Source organism: Streptomyces sp. NPDC048291 (assembly GCF_043201715.1).
GTDB lineage: Bacteria > Actinomycetota > Actinomycetes > Streptomycetales > Streptomycetaceae > Streptomyces.
Map to the genome: position 1 here is coordinate 421,583 of NZ_JBICZC010000011.1, position 12,176 is coordinate 433,758.

Below are 12,176 nucleotides of genomic sequence, written 5' to 3' on the forward strand. Positions count from 1 at the left end.
CCCCGGTGCCGTTGTCACTGTGCGTCAGGGACGGCCTCGCTCCCGGCCGAGCCCGTCGTGCCTGTCGTGCCCGTCGTGCCCGTTGTGCCGGTGGTGCTGGTGGGGTTCGTGTCCACCACGTCCACGTCGTCCACCCGCACGTAGGCGAGCCGGTGGCCGAACTGGATCTCGTAGTACCTCTCCTGACCCACCACCACGGGCTGAGGCGTGGCGGCGAAGGTGGACCGGTCGACGTAGGAGCCGCCGAGGTCGGACTGTGTCACATACCGCTGGCCCGCCCGCAGGGTGTACGGCAGCGGTGTCTCGTCCTCCTCTTCCATCCCCTCCGGGTAGGCCTCCTCCTCCGGCAGAGCCCGCCCGAACACCGGGATCTCGTCCAGCCCCTCCCTCGGCGTCACCATGCGGCCGCTGGCACCGACGGCCGTCGGATGCACCGCGGGGTTCTTGAACCACGCCTTGTTGCCCTGGTACCAGATCGCCGTCCACTCGCCCCTGCGGTCGGCCACGGCGAAGGTCTGGCCGGTGGAGGCCCGGGAACCCAGGTCGCTCACGTCCTCCGTGGACGGGTCGCCGTCCGGCCTGCGGCCCGGGTCCTGGATGAGCGGAGAGTTCTCGTCCGGGCGGGTGTACAGGCGGACGGCGCTGGAGCCGTGCGGCAGGCACGGTTTGCCGTCGCCGTCGCACCCCGTGTACCGCGGTTTGTGGGTGGCGTAGTCCGGCAGGATCATCACCATGGGGCTGTCCGGTCCTGCCGTGGCCTTCAGCGGTGCGCCGAGCAGGTCGAAGTAGTGCCGCCAGTCCCAGAACGGCCCCGGGTCCTCGTGCATCTCGGGGATGCTGTCGCCGGTAGGGGACGGAACGTTGTCATGGCCGAAGATGTGCTGCCGGTCCATCGGGACGTCGTACTTCTTCGCCAGGTAGCGCACCAGGCGGGCCGAGGAGCGGTACATCTGCTCCGTGTACCAGGTGCCGGGGTGGGCGAGGAAACCCTCGTGCTCGATGCCGATCGAGCGGGCGTTCACGAACTTGCTGCCGGAGTGCCAGGCCTCGTCCTTGGTCCTGACGTGCTGGGTGATGTGGCCGTCGCTGGAGCGGATCGAGTAGTGCCAGGACGCCTCGGTCGGGTCCTGCACGGTCTTGAACATGTTCGGCAGCGTCGACTCGGTGTCGTGGATGACGATGTACTCGATCTGCTGGTCCCGGGGCCGGTCGGCGAGGTCGTGGTTGCCGTAGTCGCCGTCGTCGTCGATCTCCTCGTAGGGCGCGGCAAGCCAGTCGCAGGCCAGGTCGGGCGGGCACTCGACCTCCTTCGGCCGCTTGGGGGCCTGCGGTCCGTGGTGCGCGCTGACACCGGGGGTGGCGGGAAGGGTGACCTCCTGTCCTTCGGCGGTGGTCCGGTGGGCGCCCCGGCGGATCAGGCCGAAGACGTCGTTGGCGTACGTCGTCGCCGACGTGATGTCACGGGTGCCGGGGAAACGTTCCACCGCCTGCCACCAGTCGTCCGGGTCGGCGCTGAGCGGCTTGCCGAGATGCCGCTGGGCGGCGGCCAGCAGCGCCGCGCCGCCGCGTACGTTGGCGACGGCGTCCGTCCGCAGCTGTTTGGCGGGGGCCTTGATCAGCCGTGCGGCGCGTTGCAGGTCCGCGGGCCGCACGGCGTGACCGCCGGTCGCGAACGCCGTTCCGGTGAGCGGGTCGGACCGGCCGCCGTCCGGGGCCGGTGCGCCCGGTGCGGGTGACTGGACCGAGGGGTGGTCACGGGTGGTGTCCACCAGGTGCATCGGGCCGTAGCCCCCCGCGACGCTCGGGGCGCCCGGGTGGGTGTCCCAGCGCGACTGCATGTAGGACACGCCCATGAGCACGCTGCGCGGCACGTGGAACTCGCGCGCGGCGTCGGTGAAGGCGTTCTGCAGACGCTGGTCCTCCGAGTCGTCGGTGCCGGACAGCGGGAGGATCAGCAGCGGTGGCAGCAGCGCGGCCGTCGCGATCAGGCAGGCCGTCAGGCGGCACGTCCGGAGGGCACTGGGCACACGTGGAGCGACAGTTCTTCTCATACCAGAGGGTCTCCAAACCGCTTGCTGAGGGTCTCCGAGCACGCTCGTCGCAACCAGGGCAAGGGGGTTGCCCTTCACGTCACCCCTCGTACGTTTCCGTGCCCGGCGCGACACGGCGCGCCGAGCGTCGACCGGGTGGCCCAGCGCTCCGGCAGAGGCCACCCGGTCGGCGGGCAACGGCCCGGCGTCCGACGACGGCCGCGCACCGTGCGGACTCAGTCCTCGACCGGGTCCGTCCGCCAGTCGGGATGACCCGGCATCGGCGGCGTGTCGGGCCCGTACAGCCAAGGCGTCAGAAACGGCGTCAGATCCTGGCCGGCGACCCTGGAGGCGAGCGCGAGGAAGTCCCGGGTGCCGGCCGCGCGGCCCCGGTACTCGGTCACCCAGGCCCGCTCGATCCGGTCGAACGTCTCGTCACCGACCTTCTCCCGCAGGGCATACAGCACCAGCGCCGAGCCGTCGTAGCGCATCAGCTTGAAGAGCGTCGGCCCGGTGGGCTCGGCGGGCGCCCCGTCGTCGTGGCGCCACTGGTCGTGCTGCTCGTACGCCGCCCGCATGGCGTCCTCCATGCTCACGCCGCCGTGCTCGGCGGAGTACAGCCGTTCGTAGAAACGGGCGTGACCCTCGCTCAGCCACAGGTCGGACCAGCGCCGGACGGCGACGCTGTCGCCGGTCCAATGGTGTGTCAGCTCGTGGACGAGATTGCGTTCGGCGTCGACCCGGTCGCCCAGCAGGTCGTCCTTGGGTACGAGGGACAGCGACTGCGTCTCCAGCGCCACCGGCAGCTCGGTGTCCCCGACCAGCACGCCGTAGCGGCGGAACGGGTACGGGCCGAGCCGCTGTTCCAGCCAGGCGAGGTGCCCCGGGGTGAGCGAGCGTTCGGCCTCGGTGTCCGTGACCAGGTCGTCCGGCACCACGTCCCGCACGGCCAGGCCGCCCGGCCCCCGGCCGGCGACGAACGTGAACTTCCCGATCGCCAGCTGGACCAGCTGGGCCGCGACGGGGTCCTCGGAGTCGTACGTCCACTGCACCCGCCCACCGGGCTGCCGGACGCGTTCGACGAGCCGGCCGTTGGCCACCGCGCTCACGTCGGACGGGGTGGTGATGTGGAAGGTGAGGGGAGCCCGGAGGCTGGGGTGGTCGTCGGACGGGAAGATCATCTTGGCGCCGTCGGGCTGTGCGCAGACCAGGGTGCCGTCGGGGGTGGGCACCCAGCCGTACTCCCGGATCGCGTCGCTCCGCTGCCGTCGCTGGGTCGGGTCGGCCGTGTAGGAGACCCGGACGGTGAACGTCCTGCCGCGCGGGATCGGCCGCGCGGGGGTGACGACGAGTTCGTCGCCGTCGCGTACGGTGCGGGCCGGCGCGCCGTCGACGGTGACCCGGTGCAGCGTGTTGCCCGCGAAGTCCAGGTCGAAGCGGGACAGGGCCTGGGTGGCGGTGGCGCTGATGGTGGTACCGGCCGGGAAGGGCGTCCGGGGGGCCCGCCAGTCGAGGTCGAGCGTGTAACGGCGGACCGTGTAGCCGCCGTTGCCGTCCAGCGGCATGAGCGGGTCGCCGATCCCGGGCGCGCCGGGCGACGGGGCGGCACCGGACGAGGCGGCCGAGGCGCCGGGGGCGGCGGAGCCGTGGCCATGGTGCGGGTCACCGCCCGAACAGCCGGTGCCGGTGAGCGCGACGGCTCCCGTGAACGCGAGGGCGGCGCGCAGGGCGCGAGCGGTCTTGATCTCCATGGCAGCACTGTGACAGTGCTGTCCGCTCATAGCACTATTTGTCGGCATGGTGTGCGCCCGTCCGGTGCGGGTGGCCGAACGGCCCGCTGTCGACGGGTCCCGCCATTGCGGCCGGTGGCCAACTCCCCGTAGAACACCGGCCATGAGAAGACGGATAGTCATGTCCATGCTCGCCGGGGCGACCCTCCTGGCGAGTGCGCTCCTCGGTACGGGGGCGCCCGCCGCCCGTGCCGCCGACGTCCCGGCCGAGTTCGGCACCGACTGGCACGACCCGGTCACCGCGGCCCCGCCGGTCTCCGTGCCCAAGGGCGCCAGGTCCTGCCAAGTCACCCTGGCCGAGGCCCAGTTCCGCGACTTCACGCCGTACCGGGGAACGTACACGCCCCCGCGGGGCTGCGGCGACCGCTGGAGCAGGGTGGTCCTGCGCCTCGACGGCAAGGTGAAGGGCCGTCAGTACGACCGCCTGGGCTACCTGCACGTCGGCGGCGTCGAGGTACTGCGCACCTCCACCCCGGAGCCCTCGCCGGACGGCATCGAGTGGCACGTGGAGAAGGACGTCACCCGCTACAGCGACACCTTCCGCTCCACGCAGGACGTCGAGATGCTCATCGGCAACGTTGTCGACGACACCTACACCGGGGTCATCGACGTCAAGGCCACCCTCACCTTCTACGCGGGACGCCCCGAGGCCTCGGTCCCCGACAAGGTGCTCACCCTGGCCGACGACGGCACCACCCTCACCACCCCGCGCAACAGCGAACGCATCGTCGCCGAGGTGTACGCCACCGGATCCGGCGGCGGCTGCGAGGAGTTCTGGTACCTGACCGTGGCCGACCCCGCCTCCTACTCCTGCAAGGCGGACAAGGGGCCCTACCGGGAGGTGCAGATCAAGGTCGACGGCCGGCCGGCCGGAATCGCCGCGCCGTTCCCGAACGTGTGGACGGGCGGCTGGTCCAACCCGTTCCTCTGGTACGTCGTGCCGGGCCCGCGCGCCTTCGACGTCAAGCCGATCGAATACGACCTGACGCCGTTCGCGGGGATCCTCGACGACGGCCGCCCGCATCAGGTCGAGGTCTCCGTCGCCGGCGTGCCGGCGGGGCAGGCCGGCTGGAGCGCCCCCGTGAACGTGCTGGTCTGGCAGGACGCGCACCGGACCCAGGTCACCGGAGGGCTCACCGGGGCCACGGCCTCCGAGCCCGTCAACTCCTCCGTGTACACCCCGGGTTCGGGGGAGTACCGGGTCGACACCGACGCCGGGCACCGGCTGACCGTCTCCGGATACGTCGACACCTCGCACGGCCGGGTGACCACCACTGTCAGCCGCACGCTGGCCAACACCTCCGTGCACCGCTGGAACGACGGCGAGACGACGGACGCGCTCGACGCCACCTGGACGGACGACCAGAGCGTCACGGTCCGGGCGGGCGGCGCCACCCGGACCACCCGCACCCACCGCACCTACACCATGGACGGCGCCACCACCATCGGCACCGACGACCGGCTGCGCACCGAACTCACCCTCGGCGACCGGGCGGCGGTGAGGCGGTCCGGTGGCGACTGGTCACGGTTCGACGACACCTACAGCGGGGACGCGACGTACACCCTGAACGTGCCGCGCGACCAGCGGCACGCGGTCGGCACGTCGAGCGAGCGCTACCGGCTGTACGGCCCGGACGGCTGCTACGACCGCTCGCTGGCCACCGAACAGGGGGTGCTGACGGTGGATCGCCTTCGCTGCTGAGCGCTCGCCGCTGAGCCGGGGTGCGTGCGACGCGTCACCCGGCGCGTTGTTTACACGGCTGTGACGCGGCGGTCTCGAACGGGATCAAGAACACCTCCAGAGTGATCGGCACGGAAGTCACTTTCCGTATCGCAGAAGTCCCGCTCGGCTTCGGCGAGTCGATCCCCCCACCAGGAGTGCCCGTGCCGCCGTCCGTACCGTCCCTGCCGCGACGCTTCGCACGCATACTGCGTACCTCTCTCTTCGCGCAGGTCGCCTGCGCGCTCGTGCTCGGCATCGTCGTCGGGCGGCTGTGGCCCGGGTTCGCCTCGGACCTCCAGCCGCTCGGCGACGGCTTCACCCGGCTCATCAAGACGATCATCTCGCCGCTGGTGTTCTGCGTGGTCGTCGTCGGCATCGCCAAGGCCGGCGACCTGAAGGCCTTCGGGCGGATCGGGCTTAAGGCGCTGATCTGGTTCGAGGTGGCGAGCACGCTCGCGCTGGTCATCGGACTCGTCGCCGCCAACATCGTCCAGCCCGGCGCCGGGATGCACGTCGACCCGGCCACGCTGAGCGCCAAGGCGGTCGACGCCAAGACGGGCGGTGGCTCGCTGCCCTCGACCACCGAGTTCGTGCTCGACGCCCTGCCCACCAGTTTCATCGGCGCCTTCGCCGAGAACTCCCTGCTCCAAGTGCTCGTCCTGGCCTGCCTGGTGGGTGCGGCGCTGCTCCACCTCGGCCACACCAGGGTGCCCCAGGTGCTGCCGGCCGTCGAGCAGGCCCAGGAGATCATCTTCGCGATCGTCGGTTTCGTGATGCGCCTCGCCCCGATCGCCGTCTTCGGCGCGATGGCCGTCCTGATCGGCCAGTACGGCCTCGGCGTCATCGAGACCTACGCCAAGCTGATCGTCCTCTGCTACGCGGCCGCCGCGCTCTTCGTCGCCCTGCTCGCCGTCGCCCTGAAGGCCCTCACCGGGCTCAGCCTCTGGAGGTTCGTCCGCTACATCCGCGAGGAGCTGCTGCTGGCGCTCGGCACCGCCTCCACGGAGTCCGTGCTGCCGCGCGTGATGCAGAAGCTGCGCAAGGCGGGTGCCCGGGACGACGCGGTGGGTCTGGTGCTGCCCACCGGCTACTCCTTCAACCTCGACGGCGCCTCGCTCTATCTCTCCATCGGCACCCTGTTCATCGCCCAGGCCGTGGGTGTCGACCTGAGCCTGGGTCAGCAGATCACCGTGGTCCTGGTGCTGATGCTCACCAGCAAGGGCATGGCCGGCATCCCCGGGTCGGCCTTCCTCGCCCTGTCCGCGACCGCCTCCTCGCTCGGGGCGATCCCGGCCGGTGCCGTCGCCCTGCTGCTCGGCGTGGACCGGATCATGGACTCGATGCGCGTCGTCACCAACCTGCTCGGCAACTGCGTGGCCGTCTTCGCGGTCTCCCGCTGGGAGGGCGCGCTGGACGTCGAGCGGGCGAAGCAGGTGCTGGGCGGTGAGGTCGCGGTCGTCACGGCGGAGCCGGCCGAGGAACTGGTGTCCGAGGGCTGACCGGGCGACGAAGCGGCTCCCCGCGCCGGGCGGGGAGCCGCTTCGTCATGCCTCATGCCTCATGCCTCATGCCTCAGCAGTGCTTCGCCGTCACCGGCCCGTCGACCAGCGTGTCCAGCAGCCCGGCCAGCATCTCCCGCTGCTCCGGCGAGAGCGGAGCCAGGATCTCCTGGGCCGCCGACCTCCGTGCGGCCCGCAGCTCGCGCAGGGTCTCGTGCCCCTCCGCCGTGATCTCGATCCGGGTCACCCGCCGGTTCGTCGGATCCGGCACCCGGCACACCTTGCCGCTCGCCTCCAGCCCGTCGACCAGCGTCGTCACCGCGCGCGGCACCACCTCGAGGCGCTCCGCGAGATCGGCCATGCGCGGGGGTGCGTCGTAGTGCGCGAGGGTGCGCAGCAGCCGAGACTGGGCGGGGGTGACGCCCAGATCGCGCGCCGCCAGATGGCGCTTCTGGATGCGCCACACCCGGCGGGTGAGGCGCAGCAACTGCTCGGCGAGCGGGCCGTCGGGGTCGGGGGTGCTCATACGGGAACAATATCAGGACCATGTTCATTGTGAGTATAGGTAACAGTGAGCTATGCTCCGTGAGTCCGTACACACCACACCCATCCGTAGGAGCCATGCCCCGAGACGAGATCAACTGGACCCCTGACGGCACCTCGGCCGGACAACCCCGCCAGGTGCGCCGCATCCTCCGGCTCTTCCGCCCCTACCGCGGCCGGCTCGCGGTCGTCGGCCTCCTGGTCGGCGCCGCCTCGCTGGTCTCGGTCGCCACCCCGTTCCTGCTCAAGGCGACCCTCGACACCGCGATCCCGCAGGGCCGCACCGGACTGCTCAGCCTGCTCGCGCTGGGCATGATCCTCAGTGCCGTCCTGACCAGCGTCTTCGGCGTCCTGCAGACGCTGATATCCACCACCGTCGGCCAGCGCGTCATGCACGACCTGCGCACCGCCGTCTACGGCCGGCTGCAGCGCATGTCGCTCGCCTTCTTCACCCGCACCCGCACCGGCGAGGTGCAGTCCCGCATCGCCAACGACATCGGCGGCATGCAGGCCACCGTCACCTCGACGGCCACCTCCCTGGTCTCCAACCTGACCAGCGTCGTCGCCACCATCGTCGCGATGATCGCCCTCGACTGGCGGCTCACCATCGTCTCGATGGTCCTGCTCCCGCTCTTCGTGTGGATCAGCCGCCGGGTCGGCAACGAACGCAAGAAGATCGCCACCCAGCGCCAGAAGCAGATGGCCGCGATGGCCGCGACGGTCACCGAGTCGCTCTCCGTCAGCGGCATCCTGCTCGGCCGGACCATGGGCCGCGCCGACTCGCTCACCGCCTCCTTCGCCGACGAGTCCGAGCAGCTGGTCGACCTCGAAGTGCGGTCGAACATGGCAGGCCGCTGGCGGATGGCCGTGATCACGATCGTGATGGCCGCGATGCCCGCCGTCATCTACTGGACCGCCGGCATGGCCCTCCAGATGGGCGGCCCGCAGATCTCGCTCGGCACCATCGTCGCCTTCGTCTCCCTCCAGCAGGGCCTGTTCCGCCCCGCCGTGAGCCTGCTGGCGACCGGCGTCCAGATCCAGACCTCGCTCGCGCTCTTCCAGCGCATCTTCGAGTACCTCGACCTGCCCATCGACATCACCGAGCGCGACCAGCCGGTCCACCTCGACCGGGTGAAGGGCGAGGTCCGCTTCGAGAAGGTCGAGTTCCGCTACGACGACAAGGGCGGGCCCGTCCTCGACGGCATCGACATCGCCGTCCCGGCCGGCACCGGCTTGGCCGTCGTCGGCCCCACCGGCGCCGGCAAGTCCACGCTCGGGTACCTGGTGCCCCGGCTCTACGACGTCACCGGCGGCCGGGTCACCCTGGACGGCGTCGACGTCCGTGACCTCGACTTCGACACCCTCGCCCGCGCGGTCGGCGTCGTCTCCCAGGAGACGTACCTCTTCCACGCCTCGGTCGCCGACAACCTGCGCTTCGCCAAGCCGGACGCCACCGACGAGGAACTCCACGCGGCTGCCCGCGCGGCCCAGATACACGGGCACATCGCCGCGCTGCCCGACGGCTACGACACCGTCGTCGGCGAACGCGGACACCGGTTCTCGGGCGGCGAGAAGCAGCGGCTGGCCATCGCGCGCACCATCCTGCGCGACCCGCCGGTCCTCATCCTCGACGAGGCGACCAGCGCCCTGGACACCCGTACCGAACACGCGGTCCAGGACGCCATCGACGCCCTGTCCGCCAACCGGACGACCATCACCATCGCCCACCGGCTCTCCACGATCCAGGGTGCCGACCAGATCGTCGTCCTCGACTCCGGTCAGGTGGCCGAACGCGGCACGCACGAGGAGCTGCTCGAACTCGACGGCCGGTACGCGGCACTGGTGCGCCGGGACGCCCGGCTGGAGACGGCGGGGGAGCAGGCCGGAACCGCCGAGGTGGCTCAGCACGAGACGGCACTCCGGCCGGTACGCCGACGGGGCGACCGGGGACGCAGGCACGCGACACCGCCGACGGGCTGAAGCCGGCTTCTCGAAGCCGACACAGTGGAGCCGACAAGCAGAAGATATGTCGGGTTTATCGCCTTGTGCGAGCTAACGTGCCCGCATGCAGACGAACACTCCGCCACGGAAACCGAGTCGACGGACGCCCGCCGGCCGCGGCGCCCCGAGGCGCGGCAAGTCGATCCGGCTGACCCGCCGGGGCAGGCTCGTCCTCGTCGTGACCGGCGCCGTCGTGGCCGGTGCCGCCGTGGTGGTGCCCCTGCTGTCCCTGGTCGGCGGCCGGGCCGGAGCCGCCACCCTGGTCATCCCGGAGGGCTGGCGCGCGACCCAGGTCTACGACGCCGTCGACAAGGCCCTCGCTCTCCCGGCCGGGAGCACCAAGGGCTCCGTCGGCAGCGCGGGCCTGAAGCTCCCCGGCGACGCCGGGGGCAACCCGGAGGGCTATCTCTTCCCGGCCACCTATCCCCTGGGCAAGGACGCGACCCCGCAGTCGGTGTTGCGGGCCATGGTCGACACCGCCAACCAGCGGTTCGGCTGGGCACCCGTCGCGGCCGGTGCGCAGCGCGACGCGATGAACGTCTACCAGGCGGTGACGATCGCCAGCATCGCCCAGGCCGAGGCCGCCGGCAAGGTCGACATGGGAAAGGTGGCGCGTGTCGTCCTCAACCGGCTGCAGCGCGGCATGCCGCTCCAGATGGACTCCACCCTCAACTACGCCCTCAACCGCAGCACCCTCAACACCACGGTGAACGACACCCGGATCGAGAACCCGTACAACTCCTACCAGCGCATGGGCCTGCCGCCCACCCCGATCGACAACCCGGGCACGGACGCGATGCGTGCGGCGCTGAACCCGCCGCCGGGCAACTGGCTGTACTTCGTCACGGTCAAGCCGGGGGACACGCGGTTCACCGCCGATTTCGCCGAACACCAGCGCAACGTCGCCGACTTCAACGCCGCGCAGAAGACCAGGAACCAGCGGTCGCCGCAGGTCACGCAGGCGCCGCGGTGAGCGGTCGGCAGGTCAGGCGGCGACCGGGTCCCCGGCGAGCAGCCGCCTGATGTCCCGTACGGCGTCGCGCCCCGCGCGGTTGGCGCCGATGGTGCTCGCGGACGGGCCGTAGCCGACGAGGTGGACGCGCGGGTCGGCGACCGCGCGGGTCCCGTCGATCCTGATCCCGCCGCCCGGCTCGCGCAGCCGCAGCGGTGCCAGATGGTCCAGGGCCGCCCGGAAGCCGGTGGCCCAGAGGATGACGTCCGCGTCGACGTGCCGCCCGTCGTTCCACGCCACCCCGTCGGGCGTGACGCGGTCGAACATCGGCTGCCGGTCCAGGACCCCGTCCGCCAGGCCCTGCCGGATCGCGTCGTTGAGCGGGAGCCCGGTGACCGAGACCACGCTCCGCGGCGGCAGCCCCTGCCGTACCCGCTCCTCCACCAGCGCCACCGCGGCGCGGCCCACGCCCTCGTCGAAGGGGCCCTCGCGGAAGACCGGCGGCCGCCGGGTGACCCAGGTGGTGGCGGCCGCGTACGGGGCGAGCTCCAGCAGGTGCTGGGTGCCGGAGGCGCCACCGCCGACGACCACGACCCGTTTGCCGGCGAACTCCTCGGGCCCGGCGTACTGGGCGGTGTGCAGCTGACGCCCGCGGAAGGTCTCCTGGCCCGGGTAGCGCGGCCAGAACGGCCGGTCCCAGGTGCCGGTGGCGTTGACCAGCGCCCGCGTCGACCAGTCGCCCCGGTCCGTCTCCACGAGCAGCCGCCCGCCCTCGCCCTCGCGCACCGCGCGGACGTCGACCGGCCGGTGCACCCGCAGGCCGAAGGTGCGCTCGTAGTCCGCGAAGTACTCCCCGATGACCTCGGCGGACGGCCGTGCCGGGTCGGCCCCGGTCAGCTCCATGCCCGGCAGCGCGTGCATCCCGTGCACCTTGCCGTAGGTCAGGGACGCCCACCGGAACTGCCAGGCGCCGCCGGGTGCGGGGGAGTGGTCGAGCACCACGAAGTCACGGTCCGGCTCGAAGCCGGTGCGCCGCAGGTGGTAGGCGCTGGACAGGCCCGCCTGACCGGCGCCGATGACGACTGCCTCGACCTCACGCGTATCGTTCACGCTTCCACCAACAGCGGAGACCGCCATGGATCTTCCCGGCCCGGCCGCTTGTCCCGCGGTCCGGCGCATGGGCCAGGATGGAGCCATGTCGGATGCCTTCACCACACGAGAACTCGATGTCGCCACCGGTAGCCGGGAGCGGGTCGTCGACCTGACCGGCGACTGCGAGGCCTTCCTCGGCGAGGCCGCCGCCGGCCGCGACGGACTGCTGAATATCTTCGTCCCGCACGCGACGGCCGGCATCGCCGTCCTGGAGACCGGCGCCGGCAGCGACGACGACCTGCTGGCCGCCCTGCACACCCTGCTCCCCGCCGACGACCGCTGGCAGCACCGGCACGGCAGCCCCGGCCACGGCCGCGACCACGTCCTCCCGGCGATCGTCCCCCCGCACGCCACCCTCCCGGTGATCAACGGCCGCCTGGCACTGGGCACCTGGCAGTCGGTCTGCCTGGTCGACACGAACCGGGACAATCCACAGCGAAAGGTTCGCGTCACGTTCCTCGCGGGCTCCTGACCCCGGCCGGCGGT

The 12,176-nt window shown here is 71.6% G+C and carries 9 protein-coding genes; 5 read left to right on the plus strand and 4 right to left on the minus strand.

The window, feature by feature from the left end; all coding sequences use genetic code 11:
- Nucleotides 1–14: 14 nt before the first annotated feature.
- Together ACGF5O_RS30345 and ACGF5O_RS30350 are read right to left on the minus strand one after the other, a co-directional pair.
- Entirely contained in the window at nt 15–2,051 is a 2,037-nt protein-coding gene (locus ACGF5O_RS30345) for an N-acetylmuramoyl-L-alanine amidase (protein WP_393813053.1), read from the minus strand.
- 215 nt (nt 2,052–2,266) lie between these two features.
- Nucleotides 2,267–3,781, minus strand: coding sequence for a M1 family metallopeptidase (locus tag ACGF5O_RS30350; RefSeq protein WP_393813054.1), 1,515 nt, complete (start codon nt 3,779–3,781; stop codon nt 2,267–2,269).
- Between the two features lie 142 nt (nt 3,782–3,923).
- Here ACGF5O_RS30350 and ACGF5O_RS30355 point away from each other — a divergent pair, with 142 nt between their 5' ends.
- Nucleotides 3,924–5,522 (plus strand): peptide-N4-asparagine amidase, encoded by a 1,599-nt coding sequence (locus tag ACGF5O_RS30355; protein ID WP_393813055.1) that lies wholly within the window; start codon nt 3,924–3,926, stop codon nt 5,520–5,522.
- 182 nt (nt 5,523–5,704) lie between these two features.
- Complete coding sequence (locus tag ACGF5O_RS30360) at nt 5,705–7,042, plus strand: cation:dicarboxylate symporter family transporter (RefSeq protein ID WP_393813056.1); 1,338 nt, start codon at nt 5,705–5,707, stop codon at nt 7,040–7,042.
- Between the two features lie 73 nt (nt 7,043–7,115).
- On the opposite strand, the gene ACGF5O_RS30365 is transcribed toward ACGF5O_RS30360, so the two are convergent.
- Nucleotides 7,116–7,568 (minus strand): MarR family winged helix-turn-helix transcriptional regulator, encoded by a 453-nt coding sequence (locus ACGF5O_RS30365; protein ID WP_393813057.1) that lies wholly within the window; start codon nt 7,566–7,568, stop codon nt 7,116–7,118.
- A 95-nt stretch (nt 7,569–7,663) separates the two neighbouring features.
- Here ACGF5O_RS30365 and ACGF5O_RS30370 point away from each other — a divergent pair, with 95 nt between their 5' ends.
- On the plus strand, nt 7,664–9,565 hold the full coding sequence (locus tag ACGF5O_RS30370; RefSeq protein WP_393813058.1) for an ABC transporter ATP-binding protein: 1,902 nt from the start codon (nt 7,664–7,666) through the stop codon (nt 9,563–9,565).
- Between the two features lie 85 nt (nt 9,566–9,650).
- Nucleotides 9,651–10,559, plus strand: a complete 909-nt coding sequence (gene mltG / locus ACGF5O_RS30375) for an endolytic transglycosylase MltG (RefSeq protein WP_393813059.1) — start codon at nt 9,651–9,653, stop codon at nt 10,557–10,559.
- A gap of 12 nt (nt 10,560–10,571) precedes the next feature.
- Here the strand turns inward: mltG and ACGF5O_RS30380 are convergent, their stop codons facing one another.
- Entirely contained in the window at nt 10,572–11,648 is a 1,077-nt protein-coding gene (locus tag ACGF5O_RS30380) for an NAD(P)-binding domain-containing protein (RefSeq protein ID WP_393813060.1), read from the minus strand.
- Between the two features lie 85 nt (nt 11,649–11,733).
- Between ACGF5O_RS30380 and ACGF5O_RS30385 the strand changes: the two genes are divergently transcribed.
- Nucleotides 11,734–12,162, plus strand: coding sequence for a secondary thiamine-phosphate synthase enzyme YjbQ (locus ACGF5O_RS30385; RefSeq protein ID WP_393813061.1), 429 nt, complete (start codon nt 11,734–11,736; stop codon nt 12,160–12,162).
- Nucleotides 12,163–12,176: the final 14 nt, after the last annotated feature.